The following is a 17,647-nucleotide window of genomic DNA, read 5'->3' as shown; positions in this document are numbered from 1 at the left end:
ACGCCCGGTTACATTCCGAACCCGGAAGCTAAGCCTTTCAGCGCCGATGGTACTGCAGGGGGGACCCTGTGGGAGAGTAGGACGCCGCCGAACAAATTTTGTGGGAAAGCCCCGCACCTTATGGTGCGGGGCTTTTCTGCGTTCCGGGGCCGCTCGGTACGCTCAGGAGCATGCGCTATGACCTGGTCATTTTCGATAACGACGGCGTGCTGGTGGACAGTGAGCCGATCGCCAACCGGATCCTGGCCGCGTACCTCACCGAGCTGGGCCATCCGACGACCTATGAAGAGTCGCTGCGTGACTTCATGGGCGGCGCAAAGCACCGCATTCACGAGACGGTGCTGGATCGGACGGGAAAGCGGCTGCCGGCCGGGTTCGACGAGACCTTCGATGCGCGGGTCTTCGAGCAATTCCGCAGCCGGTTGGAGCCCGTGGTGGGTGTGGTCCAGGTGCTGGACAAGCTGGTCGCCGACGGGGTGCCGTACTGCGTCGGGTCGTCGGGGAGCCATGAGCGTATCCGGGTCGCGTTGAAGGAGACGGGGCTGTTCGAGCGTTTTGCCGAGGGCCAGGACGGCGGTGCCGGTGGTGCCGGGCGGATTTTCTCCTCGGAGGATGTGGGGCGGGGGAAGCCGAGGCCGGACCTCTTTCTGCATGCGGCGCGGGAGATGGGTGTGGCACCGGAGCGGTGTGCGGTGGTCGAGGACAGTCCGCTGGGGGTGCGGGCCGCGATCGTCGCGGGGATGGACGTGTACGGCTTCACGGCGATGACGCCGGCGGTGACGCTGACGGGGGCCGGGGCCACCGCGCTGTTCGCCCGTATGGCGGAGCTGCCGGCGCTGTTGCAGTAAGGGCAGGAGAGGTCCCTGCCGGTCGGGTACCTCGCCGGAATTGGTGGGGAGATCCATCTACCCAGTGGTAGTGGGGAGTCCTAGGCTGAGCGGCCATGACGGCCCCTCGGGTACCAGCAGCGCAGTTACGGCACGGCCGGGTCTCGCTCGCCCTCAGCTTCTTCGTCCAGGGGGCGGTCTTCGCCCTCCTCGTGACCCGCATCCCCGCCATCCAGGAGCGCTACGGGATTTCGGACGGACTGCTGCCGGCCTTCCTCGCGGCGGTACCGGTCCTCGCGGGGGTCGGCAGCTTCGGTGCCGAGCAGGTGGTGAAGCGGGTGCGGGCCGGCCGGGTCCTGCGGTGCGTGCAGCCCGTGGTGTGTCTGGCGCTTCTGGCGGTCGGTTCGGTCGGGTCGATGGCGCAGGCCGCCGTGGCGCTGGCGGTCTTCGGGTTGTCCGTGGGGGCCCTGGACGCCTCGATGAACATGCTCGGGGTGAGCCTGCAGCGGGCGTGCGGGCGGAGCATCATGCTCGGGTTCCATGCGGCGTACAGCCTGGGCGGCATTGTGGGCGCCTCGCTGGCCTGGGCGGGTGCGCACTGGAAGCTGTCGCTTGCGCTGCTGTACGGGCCGGTGGTGGCGGTGCTGGTGCCGCTGGCGCTGCTCGTGGGCCGCTGGTTCGTGGACCGGGACCGCCGGGATCCGGTGGAGGGAGCGGCGGGGCCAGGGGCGGCCGTGGCGCCCGTCGCGATGCGGGTGCTGTTGCCGTTGTGTCTGGTGATGGCGTGTGCGTATATCGGGGACGCGACCGTCTCCAATTGGAGCGCCAAGTATCTGCAGGACGTCCTGGGGAGCTCGGAGCAGCTGGCCACCGTCCCGTACAACGTCTATATGGTCACCACGCTGCTCGGGCGGGCTGTCGGGGATCTGGGCGTGCGGCGCTTCGGGGCGGTCGCGGTGGTGCGGACCGGGACGGTGGTCGCGGCGGGCGGTTTCGCGGTGGTGGCGGCGGCTCCGGGGGCCTGGGCCGGCATGGCGGGGTTCACGCTGCTGGGGTTCGGGCTGTGTGTGATCGTGCCCCAGACGTTCGCGGCGGCGGGGCGGTACGCCGACGAGCAGCACGGCCCCGGGGCCTCGGACCTGGCCGTCGCGCGGCTGAACATTTTCAATTATGTGGGCTTTTTGATCGGCTCTCCGCTGGTCGGGGCGCTCGGTGATTCCTGGAGCTATCGGGGGGCGATGCTCGTACCGATGGCCCTGGTGCTGGTGACGTTGGTGTATGCCCGATCGTTCGGGGTGCCCACGGCCCGATACGGTGACGGATATGAGCGGCCGCGCACAGCTGATGTGGGATGAGGCAGTAACGGGCTACGACTTCGGGTCCGGGCATCCGATGGACCCGGTCCGGCTCGCGCTGACCATGCGTTTGGTGGAGGCGTACGAGCTGGACCGCGGGCCGCTGGAGGTGGTCGCGGCCAAGCCTGCCGGGGACTCCACCCTGCGGCTGGTGCATCGTGAGGACTACATCGCAGCGGTGCGCAGGGCCTCGGTGGATCCCGCTGCCGCGGATCTCTCGTACGGGCTGGGGACGGCGGACGATCCGGCGTTCGCGGGGATGCATGAAGCGTCCGCGCTGATCGCCGGCCAATCGGTGGGTGCGGCGGAGGCCGTCTGGCGCGGCGATGCGGCGCATGCGGTGAACTTCGCCGGCGGGCTGCACCATGCGATGCCGGGCGGGGCCGCAGGCTTCTGTATCTACAACGACGCGGCGCTCGCGGTCGCCCGGCTGCTGGAGCTGGGCGCCGAACGGGTCGCGTACGTCGATGTGGATGTGCACCACGGCGACGGGGTGCAGGTGGCCTTCTGGGAGGACCCGCGGGTACTGACGATCTCGCTGCATGAACATCCGCGGACGCTCTTCCCGCAGACCGGCTGGCCGGAGGAGACCGGCGGCGAGGGCGCGGAGGGCAGCGCGGTGAATGTGGCGCTGCCGGCCGGGACCGGGGACGAGGGGTGGCTGCGGGCCTTTCATGCGGTGGTGCCGGAGCTGCTGGGTGCCTTCCGGCCGCAGGTGATCGTGACGCAGCACGGCGCCGACACCCACTTCGAGGATCCGCTGGCGCACCTTGCGGTGAGCCTGGACGCTCAGCGCGCGGTGGCGGAGGCCTGTCACGACCTGGTGCACCAGTACGCGGACGGCCGCTGGGTCGCGCTCGGCGGAGGCGGCTACGCGGTGGTGGACGTGGTGCCGCGCAGCTGGACGCATCTGGCCGCGATCGCGGCGGACCGGCCGATCGAGCCGACGTCCATGGTTCCGGAGGCATGGCGGCACGAAGTGTTCCGCAGGACGCGGCAGTTGGCGCCGCTGCGGATGACGGATGGCCGTACGCCGCAGTGGCGGCACTTCATCGACGACGGCTATGACCCGGCCGACCGGCTGGACCAGGCGGTGCTGGCCACCCGCCGGGCGGTGTTCCCGGCGCACGGGCTGCTTCCGTAGGTCTCGGTAGGGGGCCCGCTGCCTCCTCCGTCGCACCGCCTCGCCTGCCGCGCAGCCGCGCCGTGCCCCCAAAGGTGTGACTACCCGTCGGTCAGGGCAGCCGCGGGCCGACCAACCGGACAGTATGGGATGCGTGTTGGGCACCGGGGCGCTGCGGGCGCACCTGATCGAGGCGCGGCTCGCGGGGGCGATCGCGACCAGGCGGGAGAAGAGTCTGGCGCGCTACCGGCTCTTCGCGGCGCGCGATCCCCGGGCGCTGCTGGGGCTGGATCCCGAAGGCGACTGGCCGGTCGGTGAAGTACTGCGACTGATGGGGCAGAAGTGCGGGGTTTCGGTCGATCTCGCACATACTTCCGGCCCGGATGAGATCGATCCCGACCGCACGCTCGCGGCGCTGGACCGGTTCGCCGAACGCGTGGGAGAGGCGGCCGGCCGCCGGGTGCCGGTGCTGATCGGCACCGGCCATCCGGACCGGCTGGTGGGGTTCTACGCCGCCCTCGCAGACGCTCTCTCGTCGGCGGGCTGCCCCGTTCTCACTCCGGCGTATGGCGCCCGTGTCGACATAGCGACCCGGTTCGGCGTACGCACCTGCACACTCGACTACGTACGGGGAGTCGCGGTGATGCGAGAAACCGGCGTGCGGGGCGCGCCCGGGGAGGGGGGCGTACACACCCATTCACCGCTGCCGGTGCGGACCGCTCTGGCGGCCGTGGGAGGCGTTGCGGGGACCCTGCCGACTCTGGTCATCGGGGACCATGGATGGGTCTGCGGGGCAGGTCAGCTGGGCATCGAGGCGATCGGGCTGGCGGATGCGGATGATCCGGCGCTGTTCGTCGGCGAGGCCGAGGGGCGGGTGTCGGTGGCGGTGCCGCTCGACGATGGCGTGCCGGGCGCGCACTACCAGCCCCTGGCGCGCTATGTACTCAATCGTGCATATCTGTCCCGATAGGGGGCTGTTCGCTGCTCCTCTTCCCCACTCGCATCACCCGCCCCTAATCTGGGGAGTGAGCGCATAGCGACGAAGAGTCACCGGAGGGGAAGCCGGTGACCGTCTTATGCGGAAGGTGCAGGTGTGGCATGGCTGCAGACCAGAGGCCTCTGAACGAGGTCGTGTTCCTGACAGTGGCGGAAGTCGCCACGGTGATGCGGGTGTCAAAGATGACCGTGTACCGCTTGGTGCACAGTGGCCATCTGCCCGCGATTCGGGTGGGGAGGTCTTTCCGGGTTCCGGAGCAAGCGGTTCACGACTATCTCCGGGAGTCCTTTGTGGGGGTGGAATCGGCCTGACGAGACCTCGCCGACCCTCGGATTACGCCGTACGCCCGTCGCCGGGTAGGCTGGCCCGATGTAGGTAGTGTGGGCTCGGACGCCCCGCACCGAGTGATTCGAAGTGAGCGAGGGTAGTCGTGGGCTCTGTTATCAAGAAGCGGCGCAAGCGGATGGCGAAGAAGAAGCACCGCAAGCTGCTCAAGCGCACCCGTGTTCAGCGTCGTAACAAGAAGTAAGCGACGCTGATCGCGAATTCGCAGCCCCCCATCGCCTCGTGCGATCGGGGGCTGCGGTGCGTTGTGGGCCGTATGGACGGTGGTCGGACGGAAATGTGGCCACGGGCATCCTGCGGACATCACGGCGCAACACCTACCCGATAGCGTGGCCTGCACAGCTCGGCCACGGCGGTCGCGGCGGGAAGGAAGGGCTGATCTTGGGCAAGGTCGTGCTCGTCACGGGAGTCGCACGGCAGCTGGGCGGCCGGTTCGTCCGCCGTATCCAGCGCGACCCCGACGTCGACCGGGTGATCGGGGTCGACGCCGTGGCACCGGAACACCATCTGGGCGGCGCCGAATTCCTCAAGGCCGATATCCGGCATCCGGCCATTGCCAGGGTCCTGGCCGAGACGGGCGTCGACACGGTCGTCCATATGGATATCAACGGCACGCCGTTGAGCAAACGCGGCGGCCGCGCCTCGGTGAAGGAAACCAACGTCATCGGGACGATGCAGCTGCTCGGCGCCTGTCAGAAGGCCCCGAATGTGCAGCGCCTGGTCATCAAGTCCAGCACCAGCGTCTATGGCTCCGCGCCCCGCGACCCGGCCGTCTTCACCGAGACCACCACGCCGAAGTCGCTGCCCAGTGGCGGCTTCGCCAAGGACGTGGTCGAGGTCGAGGGGTATGTGCGCGGCTTCGCCCGGCGCCGGCCCGACGTGGCGGTGTGCGTGCTGCGCTTCGCCAACATCCTCGGGCCGTGTGCGGATTCCCCGCTCGCCGAGTACTTCTCGCTGCCGGTGTGGCCCACCGTTCTCGGCTACGACCCGCGGCTGCAGTTCGTCCACGAGGGCGACGCCATCGAGGTGCTGCGGATCGCCGCCGCCGCGCCGCGCCGCGGGACGCTCAACAGCGGCACGTTCAATATCGCCGGGGACGGCGTCCTGCTGCTGTCGCAGACCTCCCGGCGGCTGGGGCGTCCCACCGTGCCGCTGCTGCTGCCGACCGTGACCTGGGCCGGTACGGCGCTGCGTTCCATCGGCATCTCGGATTTCTCGCCGGAACAGATCCGGCTGCTCACGCACGGCAGGGTCGTGGAAACGACGCAGATGCGCGAGACACTGGGGTTCCATCCGAAGTACACGACGGCGGAGACCTTCGCGGAATTCGCCCGCAGCCGTGGACCCGGGCTGCTGCCGCCCGAGTCCCTCGCCCGCACCGTCGACCGGCTCGCCGAGGCGCTGCCGGCCCGCAGCGGCCCGACCCAGTGAGGAGTTCATCCACGATGGCGGACGCCAAGGTCATCCCCTTCGGCGAGGAGCCCCGGGCGCGCAGGAAAGCCAGGAGGGCCGGGCGCACGGGGCGCGGTACGGCGCTGGCGCCCGTACCCGAAGCCCGGACCGAGCACCCTCCGGCGGCGGCACCGCCGCCGAACCCCGGCCGGTCCCTGGACGAGCGGATCGCGGGCGGGCTGGCCTTTCTGCGGCGGCGGATCACGGGTGACTACGAGGTCGACGACTTCGGGTACGACGAGGAGCTGACCGACCAGGTCCTGATGTCGCTGCTGCGGCCCTTCTACGAGAAGTACTTCCGGGTCGAGGTGAAGGGTGTCGAGAACATCCCTTCCGAGGGCGGGGCACTGATCGTCGCCAATCACTCCGGGACGCTGCCGCTGGACGGTCTGATGCTGCAGGTCGGGGTGCACGACAACCACCCGGCGCAGCGTCATCTGCGGCTGCTGGCGGCCGATTTGGTGTTCGTCCTGCCGGTGATAAACGAGCTGGCGCGCAAGGCCGGGCACACCCTGGCCTGCGCCGAGGACGCCCAGCGGCTGCTGGAGCGCGGCGAGATCGTCGGGGTGATGCCGGAGGGCTTCAAGGGCATCGGCAAGCCCTTCGCCGACCGCTACAAGCTGCAGCGGTTCGGGCGCGGCGGCTTCGTCTCGACGGCGCTGAAGGCCGGGGTGCCGATCGTGCCGTGCTCCATCGTGGGCGCCGAGGAGATCTACCCGATGATCGGGAACGCCAAGACGCTGGCGCGGGTGCTCGGGCTGCCGTACTTCCCCCTCACGCCGACCTTCCCGTGGCTGGGTCCGCTGGGGGCGGTGCCGCTGCCGACGAAGTGGACGATCCAGTTCGGCGAGCCGATCCCGACGGCCGGCTACCCGCCGGAAGCGGCGGATGATCCGATGCTGATGTTCAACCTGACGGACCAGGTGCGGGAAACGATTCAGCACACCCTCTACAAGCTGCTGGTACAGCGACGCTCGGTGTTCTTCTGAGGGAAGGACCGGAAGAACACCGAGCGCCGGAGGTACTGCTTCGCTGCTTTGCTACTTCGGCAGATCCTCGCCGTCGATGCCCAGGCCGGGAAGCAGCCCCGGGATCAGCGGCGGGAGGGTGACATCGGGCTGACCGCCGGTGCCCCGGCCCCGATGGTGGTGGCCGCGGTCCTGCGGGGACGCGCTGCCGCTCTTGGACGGTGGGTCGAGCAGGCCGCCCGTATTGCCGCCGAGCAGGCCGTCCTCCTGGGACGGTGAGGCCGACGGACGAGAAGCGTGCGAGCCACCGGTGTGGGTGCCGGGGGCGGACCTGCTGCCGGACGGCGCGGGGTGCCCGTCGGACCGGGAGCCGGTGCCCGCGGAGGCGGGCGTGTTGCGGTGGTGGCTACGGCCTTCCGGGGTGGGCGGCAGCAGCGGGCGGAGCGGACCGACCTCTTTGTCCATGGCGTCGAAGACCGAAGTGACCTTGTCACGGACGTCCATGAGCTGCACGGGGAGCTTGTCGCGCAATTGCGACCAGGTGCGGCGGTGGGACTTGGTGAAGGAGTTCAGCGCCTGGATGGGGTCGAGCGAGCCGTCGCGCTCGTACGCCTGGTGCAGCAGGCGGTGGCCCTCACCCGCATCGTGGGTGACGCCGGCGAGCGCCTTGCGGACCTCGCCGAGCGCTTCGTGGTCGAGGTCGGCGACCCGGGCGCGCTCCATCAGGCGGCGCGCCTCCATCATGCGGATGGCGGCCTGGTCGAGGTAGAGCCGGCCGCGGTCGGAGTCGTCGTCGGCCATGCCGAGCTTCAGGTCCTCCATGCCGCGCTTGAGGCCGTAGAGGGAGTCGCCGGGCAGGGCGTCGGAGCTGGCTGCGGCGACGCCGGTGAACGCCCCGGCGGCGACGCCGACCGTCAGCCCGCCGGCCGCCAGCCCCTTGGTGAGGCGGGAGCGCGGACGCAGCTTGCCGATGGATTTCGTGGCGCGGTGCGCGCCCCTGTGTTCGCGCTGCTCGGGCACCCTGGCACCGTCGGACGGAGCGCCTTCGGCGAAGGCGGCCTCCATCGCGGCGATGAGCTGGGCGCGCTGGACAGTCTTGACCTCGGCTGCCATCTCCGGCCTCGGGAGTTTCCCGAGGCCGTCGGCGACCGCCAACAGCCGTGCTTCGCCCGGCGCCTGGGCCGGATCTTCGACCTGGTCCTCGGTCGCCGTGCCCTCGAGGACCTGCTCCTCAAGGGTCTGGGCGAAGGCGTTGGCCCGCCGGTGCACCGAGACATTCGCGATCACGGGCGGCACCTCCTCTCGTCATCCCGCTCGACTCCCCGGACTGGCTTTGACTGTCCAGACGGACCGGACGGTTGCAAGCCGTTGTCCGCGACCACTCGATCGAGTGAGAGGCAGCGGGCAAGGCATGACCGCATGGAGCCTGCATCCCGCACAACGAGCGGCGCGGCACTCGGGTTACGCACTCACGATGATCTGACCGACCGGGTAGGAAAGGTCACCAAGAGTGAGCAGATATGGCACGGGACCGGTCAGCGACATCCGGGGACAGGGGGTCGGGTCAGCGGGCGTCTTCGGGGAGCAGCCGCGCCAGGGTGCGTACGGCGCGGTACTGGAGGGTCTTGATCGCGCCCTCGTTCTTGCCCATGACGCGGGCGGTCTCGGCGACCGAGAGGCCCTGCAGGAAGCGCAGCGTGACGCACTCCTGCTGTTGGGGGTTGAGCTTGCGTACCGCCTCCAGCAGGGCGGCGTTGGAGAGGGATTCGAGGACCGAGTCCTCGGGGCTGCGCTCGACCTCGTTGGCGTCGAGCATCTCTCCGGTGGTGACTTCCAGGCGGAAGCGGGAGGACTTGAAGTGGTCGGCGACGAGGTTGCGCGCGATGGTCACGAGCCAGGCGCCGAAGTCGCGGCCCTGCCAGGTGAACGTGCCGATGCGGCGCAGGGCGCGCAGAAAGGTCTCGCTGGTGAGGTCCTCGGCCGTGGCGCGGCCGCCCACGCGGTAGTAGATGTACCGGTAGACGGTGTCGGCGTACTGGTCGTAGAGGCGGCCGAAGGCGTCGGCCTCGCCCGCCTGGGCTCGTTCGACGAGGTCCATCATGCGACGGCTGTCGCTGTCGGCGGGGCGGCGGGCGGTGGTCGTGCCGGTGCCGGAGCGGCGGGTTCTGCCGGCGGCCTTGCCGACCGCAGCGCTCCCGTCGGCCAGGGCGTAGCAGGGTCCGGCGGCGGGGACGGCTGAGGCGAATGCGGGGACGGCGTACGCGGTGGGGACAAAACTGCGCAGGTGGTCGACGAGTGTCGTACGCAGCGTAGCCAGGCCCGAGGCGTCAACCCCGACGTGTGGGTACACGGGACTCCCAGAGGCAGAGCTTCCATCACGTGCAGTGCGGGACCGTTCACTCGTCGTAGGGACGTGTGGGTTCCGGATTGCGTCTGAGGAGAATAACGCTTCGTACAGGCAGCGCTACACCCAGTTGCTCAAATCATCGATTAGTTACGTTCCGTGCCGGTTTGGTGGCAGATCAAGTATCGATTACTGAGCAACTTTTGATCGGAAGGAAACGCAATCTGCCTGGTTGGAGGGCGTGTTGTGGTTAACCGGCAGCAAAGGGACTGAGGGGACGGCGGAGGGGGTAGGAAGCCGGGATGGCCCGCCGTCCCGTAAGGCGATCAGGCCTGGTCAGCGGCGTCGGCGCTGCAGTGCGACGGCGGCCGCGGCACCGCCCGCCAGGGCGCCCACGCCGGCCGCCGCGGGGATGCCGATCTTGGCGGCCTTGCGCCCGGTCCGGTAGTCGCGCAGCCGCCATCCCTGCTCCCGGGCGTGCTTGCGCAGCCGGCTGTCAGGATTGATCGCATAGGGGTGCCCGACGAGCGAGAGCATCGGGATGTCGTTGGCGGAGTCGCTGTAGGCCGCGCAGTGCGAGAGGTCCAGGCCCTCCGCGGAGGCCAGGGCGCGGACCGCCTCGGCCTTGGCCGGGCCGTGCAGCGGCTCGCCGACCAGTTTGCCCGTGTAAACGCCGCCGACGGACTCGGCGACGGTGCCCAGCGCGCCGGTCAGGCCGAGCCGGCGGGCGATGATGGTGGCCGTCTCGACCGGGGCCGCGGTCACCAGCCATACCTTCTGACCTGCGTCGAGGTGGGCCTGGGCGAGCGCGCGGGTGCCGGGCCAGACCCGCTCGGCCATGTACTCGTCGTAGATCTCCTCGCCGATGGACATCAGCTCGGCGACGCGGTGGCCCTGGACGATGGACAGTGCGCTGTTGCGGACGTCCGCCATGTGCTCGGGGTTCTCCGAGCCGGCCAGCCGGAAGTAGATCTGCTGCCAGGCGAAACGGGCAAGATCGCGCTTGTGGAAGAAGTGCCGCTTGTACAGGCCGCGGCCGAAGTGGAACAGCGCGGCGCCCTGCATGACGGTGTTGTCCAGGTCGAAGAAGGCGGCGGCGGCCGTGTCCCCGACGACCGGGAAGTCGGGCTCCGCCGGGGTCTCGGTCTCCTCGGCGGGCGGCGCTTCCTGGGAGGACTTGCGGGCGGCCTCGGCCGCGGCCTCGCCGGCCAGCACGCTGCGGGCCGTGGCGGGCCGTCTGCGGCGAGGGATCCAGCCCAGGTCGAAGAGCGCCCCGGAGGGCATCCAGCCGGATCGGCGAGCGGGCGACATGGCGCTAGCGTAGCCAGTTTGTTCGGTGCTTCCGGTTACGGGCGCGTGTCAGGAGGGCCTGGAGTGCGGGAAGTGTGCATTACGGCCAGCTCTGCGGGGCCTTAGGGGGCGGGCGAACACTTCCCGTAAGGGGACGAGAAGCCCCCTTCGGGCCACAACGTGGCGGGGGGAGAGGGTATTCCGGTTCCGGGGGTGGGCTGCGACGCGGCGGGGGGAGAGAGGCGTTCTCGAAGGGGGTGTGACGCGGCGGGGGAGAGAGGGGTTTGCGGAGGGGCTGCGACGCGGCGGGGGGAGGGGGGATCCCGGAGAGGGCGACGCCGTGGGGGGCGTTTCGAGGGGGGCGGGGCGGCGTGGCGGGGGTGTTCCGAGGGGCGGCGGCGTGGCGGGGAGGGGGCCGGGGGTGGGTTGGGGGTCCGGGGTCAGGCGCCCAGGGCCGTGCGCAGGCGCTTCGGGTCGACTCGCCAGAAGTCGTGCTGGGCGCCGTCGACGAGGATGACCGGAATCTGCTCCCAGTACTTGCGGTGCAGGTCAGCGTCCTCGGTGATGTCCTTCTTCTCCCAGGACGCGCCGGTCTCGGCGCACACCTTCTCGATCACGGCCTGGGCGTCGTCGCAGAGGTGACAGCCCGGCTTGCCGACGAGGGTGACCATCCGGTCGGCGGGGTTCTTGCGGGGGCTGCGGCTGAACGAGCTGAACAAGGGGGCCATGGAGTCATTGTGCCGGGTCGCGGTGCGCGGGCGGGCGGATGTGCGTGCGTGCCCGTGGCGGCCGGGACCGGGGCGCTGCCGGGCGTGCGTGCCCGGAGCGGCCGGGGCCGGAGCCGGGCCGCCAGGACCGGGGTTCCGCTGCCGGGGCCCTGCCGCCGGGCGGGTGTGCCGTACGGGCCGGGCCGGGCACGGGCCGGCGGAGCCCGAACCGGGGCGCGCCCTCGGCCGTCCGGGTCGATTACCATCGATGGGCGATTTGTAGGTTTCCGGGGGTATAGCGGTGAGGAGTGAGGGCGCGTGCTCCCGTGGGTGCTGCCGTGTTTCACGGGTGGCGCGAGTGAACGGTGTGACGTGGGAGTTGGTTCCACGGCGGCCTGTAATAGGCGCGTGACCCCGGTCACTTTGGGCGGACAAACCGGACACCATCTTTGTGCACGCGTTCACAAAGACATAGCCTGCAGAAGACAGGGCGGTCGGGTTCCATGCGGTCGCCCGCAGCCCCGCTCTACCCGCAGGAGCACCGTGGCAACTGGCCGAACTCACCGACCGGCGACCCGCAGCCGAGGCATTCCCGAGGCCACCGTCGCCCGGCTTCCGCTGTATCTGCGTGCACTGACCGCGCTGTCCGAGCGCTCGGTCCCCACGGTCTCCTCCGAGGAACTTGCCGCCGCGGCCGGGGTCAACTCCGCCAAGCTGCGCAAGGACTTCTCCTACCTCGGCTCCTACGGGACCCGCGGTGTCGGCTACGACGTGGAGTACCTCGTCTACCAGATCTCGCGCGAGCTGGGGCTGACGCAGGATTGGCCGGTTGTCATCGTCGGTATCGGTAACCTCGGCGCCGCGCTCGCCAACTACGGCGGCTTCGCCTCCCGTGGCTTCCGGGTCGCCGCGCTGATCGACGCCGATCCGGCCATGGCCGGCAAGCCCGTCGCGGGCATCGGGGTCCAGCACACCGACGAGCTGGAGCACATCATCGAGAGCAACGGCGTGTCGATCGGTGTCATCGCCACGCCCGCCGGGGCCGCCCAGCAGGTCTGTGACCGGCTGGTCGCCGCCGGCGTCACCTCGATCCTCAACTTCGCGCCGACCGTGCTGACCGTCCCCGACGGGGTGGACGTGCGCAAGGTCGACCTGTCGATAGAGCTGCAGATTCTCGCCTTCCACGAGCAGCGCAAGGCCGGCGAGGAGGCCGGGCCCGAGAGCGGTACCCCGGCCACGGCCGCCCGTGCCGCCGCAGCCGTGGCCGGCGACCGTAAGGGACCTGACGGGGACATGCCCGCCGTGATGCCGGCATGACCCTCCTGGTCGTCGGACTCAGCCACCGCAGCGCGCCGGTGAGCGTGCTGGAGCGGGCCGCGCTCGCGCCCGAGGCGCGCGGCAAGCTGCTGCAGGACACGGTGTCGGCCGAACCGGTCACCGAGTCCGCGGTGCTGTCCACCTGCAACCGCATCGAGCTCTACGCCGACGTGGACAAGTTCCACGCCGGTGTCGCAGAGCTCTCCACCCTCCTGGCCCGCCACAGCGGCGCCGGCCTGGAAGAGCTCACCCCTTACCTCTACGTCCACTACGAGGACCGCGCCGTCCACCACCTCTTCTCGGTGGCCTGCGGCCTGGACTCGATGGTCGTCGGCGAGGGCCAGATCCTCGGGCAGATCAAGGACGCGCTGGCCGTCGCCCAGGAGCTGCACACCGCGGGACGGCTGCTGAACGACCTGTTCCAGCAGGCGCTGCGGGTCGGCAAGCGTGCCCACAGCGAGACCGGCATCGACAAGGCCGGACAGTCGCTGGTCACCTTCGGGCTGGAGCAGCTCGCCGGCGGCCGGGACGTCGAGACCTGGGCGCGCGGCAAGCGGGCGCTGGTCATCGGCGCCGGATCGATGTCCTCGCTGGCCGCCACCACCCTCGTACGGGCCGGCGTCGGCGAACTGGCCGTCGCCAACCGCACCGTCGAGCGCGCCGAACGGCTCGTGCGGATCCTCACCGAGCCGGGCGGGCCCGGCGCCGCGAACGGGCTCCGAGCCCGTGCGGCCGCCATGACCTCCGTCCCCCAGGAGCTGGCGCTCGCCGACATCGTGGTCTCCTGTACCGGCGCGACCGGTCTGGTCCTGGCCGGCGAGATGGTCGCGGCCGCGCGCGAGGGCAACACGGCGCCGCTGGCGCTGCTCGACCTCGCGATGCCGCGGGACATAGATGCCGCGGTCCACCGGATCGAGGGCGCGCACCTCGTCGACATCGAATCGCTGGCCGACGCGTCCGCGGACGCGCCGATGGCGGCCGACGTGGACAAGGTGCGCGGCATCGTCTCCGACGAGGTGGCCGCGTTCGGCGCCGCCCAGCGGGCCGCGCACATCACCCCCACCGTGGTCGCCCTGCGCACCATGGCGGCGGACGTCGTCGCCGGTGAGATCGCCCGGCTCGACGGCCGCCTACCCGACCTGGACGACAAGCAGCGCGCCGAGATCACCCAGACCGTGCGCCGCGTCGTCGACAAACTCCTGCACGCGCCCACCGTCCGGGTCAAGCAGCTGGCCAGCGAGCCCGGCGGCGCCGGGTACGCGGACGCCCTGCGGGAACTCTTCGACCTCGACCCCCAGACGGTCGCCGCCGTCAGCCGGGCCGACACGCGCGCCGACAGGCACGATGTACGGGAGCGGGCATGACCGACAGCACCACGAGAGCACTGCGGCTGGGCACGCGGCGCAGCAAGCTCGCCATGGCCCAGTCCGGGCAGATCGCCGAGGTGGTCCGCAGGCTGACGGGCCGGCCCGTCGAGCTGGTGGAGATCACCACCTACGGCGACACCTCCCGGGAACACCTCGCGCAGATCGGCGGCACCGGCGTCTTCGTCTCCGCGCTGCGTGACGCGCTGCTCGCCGGGGAGATCGACTTCGCCGTCCACTCCCTCAAGGACCTGCCCACCACGCAGCCCGAGAACCTGACGCTGGCCGCGATACCCGTACGGGAAGACCCCCGGGACGCGCTGATCGCCAGGGACGGGCTCCGCTTTGAACAGTTGCCGGACGGTGCCCGGGTGGGGACCGGGTCCCCCAGGAGGATGGCGCAGCTCAACGCCTGGGCCAGGTCGCTGGGCCGGCGTGTGGAGACCGTGCCGATCCGCGGGAACATCGACACCCGCATCGGCTTCGTCGAGAAGGGGGAACTGGACGCGGTCGTACTGGCCGCCGCCGGACTCACCCGGATCGGCCGGATCGACGAGGCGACGCAGCTGCTGTCGCCCGACATGGTTTTGCCCGCCCCCGGCCAGGGGGCACTGGCGATCGAGTGCGCTGCGGTCAACGTGGATCTCATCGCCCGGCTCGCCGAGCTCGACGACCCGGACACCCGGGCCGCCGTGACCGCCGAGCGTTCCCTGCTCGCCGCCCTGGAGGCCGGCTGTTCCGCACCCGTCGGAGCACTGGCCGAGCTTTCCCCGAACTCTCGACTTCGCTCGAGCAGGGGAGGCCCCAAGGCCGACGAGCAGGTTGTCACCGAATTGCATCTGCGTGGTGTCGTCGGCACGACCGACGGCAGCACGCTGGTGCAACTGTCCACCACCGGGCACGTACCCGCCTCTCCCGACGACGTGTCGACCCCGCTGAACATGGGTCGTGAACTCGCCGCCGAGATGCTCGCAAAGGGTGCGGCCGGTCTTATGGGGGAGCGAGCACTTTGAACCCCACCGCCCCAAACCACTCCGCCGCCGGTCAGGTCACCTTCCTGGGTGCCGGGCCGGGAGACCCGGGTCTGCTGACGCTGCGTGCCGTGGAGGCGCTGGCCTCCGCGGACGTACTCATTGCCGACCCGCAGGTGCTGGACGTCGTGCGCGTGCATGCCCGCGCACAGGTGGACACACCACTGCAGGCATCAGCTGACGAGGCGTCAATCCCCGCCGACGTCCCTCCCCTTAGGGACACCGCCAATCTTGTCATGGCGGCCGCCCGTGCGGGCAAGCGGGTCGTACGGGCCGTCACCGGGGACCCCGGTCTCGACGGTGACGTCGCCGAGGAGATGCTGGCGTGCGCCGCCGAGGGCATCGTCTTCGAGGTGGTGCCCGGTATCGCCGCGGCCGTCGGCGTGCCCGCGTACGCCGGTGTCCCGCTGCGCGACGCCGAGGGCACCGACGTGCGCTTCGTCGACGCCCGCAGCGCCGATGCGCGCTGCTGGTCCGAGGTCGGTGCCAGTGATGCCACCGCCGTCGTCTCCACCACCCTCGACTCGGTGGCCGCGGCCGCCGGTGAGCTGGTGTCCGGGGGCCGCAAGCCGGACACCCCGATGACCGTCACGGTCGCCGGCACCACCACCCGCCAGCGCACCTGGACCGCCACCCTCGGGTCGGTCGCCCAGGTGCTCAAGGCCGCCAAGGTGCTGCCCTCGGCGGACGGCGGCCAGCCGGTCATAGCCGTGGTCGGGGAGCGCAGCGCCGCGGCCCAGCGCGACCGCCTCTCGTGGTTCGAGTCCAAGCCGCTCTTCGGCTGGCGGGTGCTCGTGCCGCGGACCAAGGAGCAGGCCGCTTCGCTCTCCGACCAGCTCGTCTCGTACGGCGCGGTGCCGCACGAGGTCCCGACCATCGCCGTCGAGCCGCCGCGCACCCCGCAGCAGATGGAGCGCGCGGTCAAGGGCCTGGTCACAGGGCGCTACGAGTGGATCGCCTTCACCTCGGTCAACGCCGTCAAGGCCGTCCGGGAGAAGTTCGAGGAGTACGGCCTGGACGCCCGCGCCTTCGCAGGGATCAAGGTCGCCGCGGTCGGCGAGCAGACCGCCAAGGCGCTGGTCGCCTTCGGTGTGAAGCCCGACCTGGTGCCGAGCGGTGAGCAGTCGGCCGCCGGTCTGCTGGAGGACTGGCCGCCCTACGACGCGGTCTTCGACCCGATCGACCGGGTCTTCCTGCCGCGCGCCGACATCGCCACCGAGACCCTGGTCGCCGGTCTGATCGAGCTGGGCTGGGAGGTCGACGACGTCACCGCCTACCGGACGGTGCGCGCCTCGCCGCCGCCGGCCGAGACGCGGGAAGCGATCAAGGGCGGCGGGTTCGACGCCGTGCTGTTCACGTCGTCGAGCACCGTGCGGAACCTGGTCGGCATCGCGGGCAAGCCGCACAACGTGACGGTCATTGCCTGTATCGGCCCGGCCACCGCCAAGACCGCCGAGGAGCACGGCCTGCGGGTGGACGTCATGTCGCCCGAGCCGTCGGTGCACAAGCTGGCCGAGGCGCTGGCGGACTTCGGCGCGGCGCGGCGCGATGCCGCTGTTGAGGCCGGGGACCCGGTGACGCGGCCGAGCGAGCGGCGGCCGGGGTCGCGTCGGCGGGCTCGTAGCTGAACGGATCGGTAGCAGCAGGAACGGCTGAAGGGCGCCCCTCCAGGGGGCGCCCTTCTGCGCGAGGGCGGGCGGCCGCCGCCCTCGCTGAGCAGGACTACGCGGTCACCCGCTGCCCTTCACCCGCGGCGGCCCGGAGCAGCACGTCGGCGAGTGCGTGCGGTGCGGAGAGCATCGGCCAGTGCCCGGTGTCGAGTTCGAAGAAGGCCACGTGCGGCTCGGTGAGTACATGGAAGCGCGGGTCTCCCGACCGCACCAGGGACTCGACGGTGGCGATGCTCGTCCCCGTGCCGGTACAGAAGACGCCGCTCATCGGCAGTCCGGCGGTGGCCCCCGACAGCCGGAGCGGCTGGGTGAGCGCACCCAGTGGCTGCGGCGAGGCCAGGCGGACGAGCCGGGCCAGCGCGTCCGCGGAGACGCCCGCGACGCTGTTCCCGGCCTGCACGCCGTCGGGTGACGGCGGGGGGATCCGCCAGCCGTCCTCGGCCCGTTCGGCCCGTTGCCGCCACGCGTCGCGGACCGCCGGGTCGGGCTCGAATTCGCGTATCAGGCCGTGCACCGAGAAGCCGTCCATCGGCAGGGGCGCCGACACGTACACGATCCGGGACACCCGTTCCGGGCGCCGGTCGGCGGCGCCCAGCGCCGGAAAGCTGCCGTGGCAGTGGGCGACGAGCACGACCTCCGGCGCGTCCACGTGATCGATGAGCTGCACCAGATCCTCGATGTGCGTCTCCAAGTCCGTTTCCGGGCCCGCCAGGTGGCGGCGGTCGCCCGTGCCCGTGAGCGTGGCCGCGTGGGCCTCAGCTCCCCGCTCCCGTAGCCGGTCCACCACGTCCTGCCACAGCCAGCCGCCCATATGACCGCCCGGGACCAGCACATACGTCGTCATCAACGCCTCCTCG

17 protein-coding genes and 1 rRNA gene are annotated in these 17,647 nt (G+C 70.8%); 13 read left to right on the top strand and 5 right to left on the bottom strand.

What is annotated here, in order from left to right; all coding sequences use genetic code 11:
- From rrf to ACGFR7_RS27710, 9 genes are all read left to right on the top strand, one after another.
- Window positions 1–93: ribosomal RNA gene (gene rrf / locus ACGFR7_RS27750) — 5S ribosomal RNA — on the top strand; the annotation flags it as partial.
- A gap of 77 nt (window positions 94–170) precedes the next feature.
- Window positions 171–848, top strand: a complete 678-nt coding sequence (locus ACGFR7_RS27745; protein WP_393324529.1) for an HAD family hydrolase — start codon at window positions 171–173, stop codon at window positions 846–848.
- Between the two features lie 95 nt (window positions 849–943).
- Window positions 944–2,182, top strand: a complete 1,239-nt coding sequence (locus ACGFR7_RS27740) for an MFS transporter (RefSeq protein ID WP_393324526.1) — start codon at window positions 944–946, stop codon at window positions 2,180–2,182.
- Window positions 2,151–3,326 carry an acetoin utilization protein AcuC gene (locus ACGFR7_RS27735; RefSeq protein WP_393324523.1) on the top strand — a complete coding sequence of 392 codons (1,176 nt, stop codon included), beginning with the start codon at window positions 2,151–2,153 and terminating at the stop codon, window positions 3,324–3,326. Before ACGFR7_RS27740 ends, ACGFR7_RS27735 begins: the two co-directional genes overlap by 32 nt.
- 133 nt (window positions 3,327–3,459) lie before the next feature.
- Window positions 3,460–4,275: a phosphatase gene (locus ACGFR7_RS27730; protein ID WP_393324520.1), complete on the top strand. Its 816-nt coding sequence runs from the start codon at window positions 3,460–3,462 to the stop codon at window positions 4,273–4,275.
- A 128-nt stretch (window positions 4,276–4,403) separates the two neighbouring features.
- Window positions 4,404–4,613, top strand: coding sequence for a helix-turn-helix domain-containing protein (locus ACGFR7_RS27725; RefSeq protein WP_006604741.1), 210 nt, complete (start codon window positions 4,404–4,406; stop codon window positions 4,611–4,613).
- Window positions 4,614–4,732: 119 nt separating this feature from the next.
- Window positions 4,733–4,831: a 30S ribosomal protein bS22 gene (locus ACGFR7_RS27720; protein WP_003948845.1), complete on the top strand. Its 99-nt coding sequence runs from the start codon at window positions 4,733–4,735 to the stop codon at window positions 4,829–4,831.
- Window positions 4,832–5,028: 197 nt separating this feature from the next.
- Window positions 5,029–6,078 carry an NAD-dependent epimerase/dehydratase family protein gene (locus ACGFR7_RS27715; RefSeq protein WP_393324517.1) on the top strand — a complete coding sequence of 350 codons (1,050 nt, stop codon included), beginning with the start codon at window positions 5,029–5,031 and terminating at the stop codon, window positions 6,076–6,078.
- 14 nt (window positions 6,079–6,092) lie between these two features.
- Window positions 6,093–7,088, top strand: a complete 996-nt coding sequence (locus ACGFR7_RS27710) for a lysophospholipid acyltransferase family protein (protein WP_393324514.1) — start codon at window positions 6,093–6,095, stop codon at window positions 7,086–7,088.
- Between the two features lie 51 nt (window positions 7,089–7,139).
- Here the strand turns inward: ACGFR7_RS27710 and ACGFR7_RS27705 are convergent, their stop codons facing one another.
- The 4 genes from ACGFR7_RS27705 to ACGFR7_RS27690 all read right to left on the bottom strand — a co-directional run bounded on the left by ACGFR7_RS27705 (window position 7,140) and on the right by ACGFR7_RS27690 (window position 11,429).
- On the bottom strand, window positions 7,140–8,354 hold the full coding sequence (locus ACGFR7_RS27705) for a DUF5667 domain-containing protein (RefSeq protein ID WP_393324512.1): 1,215 nt from the start codon (window positions 8,352–8,354) through the stop codon (window positions 7,140–7,142).
- A gap of 277 nt (window positions 8,355–8,631) precedes the next feature.
- Complete coding sequence (locus ACGFR7_RS27700; protein WP_088798525.1) at window positions 8,632–9,417, bottom strand: ECF subfamily RNA polymerase sigma factor, BldN family; 786 nt, start codon at window positions 9,415–9,417, stop codon at window positions 8,632–8,634.
- Window positions 9,418–9,747: 330 nt separating this feature from the next.
- Window positions 9,748–10,695: an HAD family hydrolase gene (locus ACGFR7_RS27695; RefSeq protein WP_393324560.1), complete on the bottom strand. Its 948-nt coding sequence runs from the start codon at window positions 10,693–10,695 to the stop codon at window positions 9,748–9,750.
- 446 nt (window positions 10,696–11,141) lie between these two features.
- The gene (locus tag ACGFR7_RS27690) at window positions 11,142–11,429 is read right to left on the bottom strand and encodes a glutaredoxin family protein (protein ID WP_393324509.1); all 288 of its coding nucleotides are present in this window, start codon (window positions 11,427–11,429) and stop codon (window positions 11,142–11,144) included.
- A gap of 522 nt (window positions 11,430–11,951) precedes the next feature.
- Here ACGFR7_RS27690 and ACGFR7_RS27685 point away from each other — a divergent pair.
- From ACGFR7_RS27685 to ACGFR7_RS27670, 4 genes are read left to right on the top strand one after another with little or no spacing between them, the layout of a single operon-like run.
- Complete coding sequence (locus tag ACGFR7_RS27685) at window positions 11,952–12,725, top strand: redox-sensing transcriptional repressor Rex (RefSeq protein WP_393324507.1); 774 nt, start codon at window positions 11,952–11,954, stop codon at window positions 12,723–12,725.
- Window positions 12,722–14,089, top strand: coding sequence for a glutamyl-tRNA reductase (locus ACGFR7_RS27680; protein WP_393324504.1), 1,368 nt, complete (start codon window positions 12,722–12,724; stop codon window positions 14,087–14,089). The genes ACGFR7_RS27685 and ACGFR7_RS27680 overlap by 4 nt, the downstream gene beginning before the upstream one ends.
- Window positions 14,086–15,102: a hydroxymethylbilane synthase gene (gene hemC, locus ACGFR7_RS27675; protein ID WP_393324501.1), complete on the top strand. Its 1,017-nt coding sequence runs from the start codon at window positions 14,086–14,088 to the stop codon at window positions 15,100–15,102. Before ACGFR7_RS27680 ends, hemC begins: the two co-directional genes overlap by 4 nt.
- Window positions 15,099–16,748 carry a uroporphyrinogen-III synthase gene (locus ACGFR7_RS27670; protein ID WP_393324498.1) on the top strand — a complete coding sequence of 550 codons (1,650 nt, stop codon included), beginning with the start codon at window positions 15,099–15,101 and terminating at the stop codon, window positions 16,746–16,748. The genes hemC and ACGFR7_RS27670 overlap by 4 nt, the downstream gene beginning before the upstream one ends.
- A gap of 94 nt (window positions 16,749–16,842) precedes the next feature.
- Here ACGFR7_RS27670 and ACGFR7_RS27665 read toward each other — a convergent pair whose 3' ends face one another.
- Window positions 16,843–17,634, bottom strand: coding sequence for an alpha/beta fold hydrolase (locus ACGFR7_RS27665; protein ID WP_393324495.1), 792 nt, complete (start codon window positions 17,632–17,634; stop codon window positions 16,843–16,845).
- Between the last annotated feature and the right edge of the window lie 13 nt (window positions 17,635–17,647).

Source organism: Streptomyces sp. NPDC048516, from assembly GCF_043199875.1.
GTDB lineage: Bacteria > Actinomycetota > Actinomycetes > Streptomycetales > Streptomycetaceae > Streptomyces.
The sequence above is the reverse complement of the archived record's forward strand: the minus strand, read 5'-3'. Positions and strand labels throughout refer to the sequence as shown.

What these genes read in the sequence shown, in the direction of transcription:
- ACGFR7_RS27745 (WP_393324529.1), top strand. Translation starts at nt 171, where the DNA reads ATGCGCTATGACCTGGTCATTTTCGATAACGACGGCGTGCTGGTGGAC.
- ACGFR7_RS27740 (WP_393324526.1), top strand. Translation starts at nt 944, where the DNA reads ATGACGGCCCCTCGGGTACCAGCAGCGCAGTTACGGCACGGCCGGGTC.
- ACGFR7_RS27735 (WP_393324523.1), top strand. Translation starts at nt 2,151, where the DNA reads ATGAGCGGCCGCGCACAGCTGATGTGGGATGAGGCAGTAACGGGCTAC.
- ACGFR7_RS27725 (WP_006604741.1), top strand. Translation starts at nt 4,404, where the DNA reads ATGGCTGCAGACCAGAGGCCTCTGAACGAGGTCGTGTTCCTGACAGTG.
- ACGFR7_RS27710 (WP_393324514.1), top strand. Translation starts at nt 6,093, where the DNA reads ATGGCGGACGCCAAGGTCATCCCCTTCGGCGAGGAGCCCCGGGCGCGC.
- ACGFR7_RS27695 (WP_393324560.1), bottom strand. Translation starts at nt 10,695, where the DNA reads ATGCCCTCCGGGGCGCTCTTCGACCTGGGCTGGATCCCTCGCCGCAGA.
- ACGFR7_RS27690 (WP_393324509.1), bottom strand. Translation starts at nt 11,429, where the DNA reads ATGGCCCCCTTGTTCAGCTCGTTCAGCCGCAGCCCCCGCAAGAACCCC.
- ACGFR7_RS27680 (WP_393324504.1), top strand. Translation starts at nt 12,722, where the DNA reads ATGACCCTCCTGGTCGTCGGACTCAGCCACCGCAGCGCGCCGGTGAGC.
- hemC (WP_393324501.1), top strand. Translation starts at nt 14,086, where the DNA reads ATGACCGACAGCACCACGAGAGCACTGCGGCTGGGCACGCGGCGCAGC.
- ACGFR7_RS27665 (WP_393324495.1), bottom strand. Translation starts at nt 17,634, where the DNA reads ATGACGACGTATGTGCTGGTCCCGGGCGGTCATATGGGCGGCTGGCTG.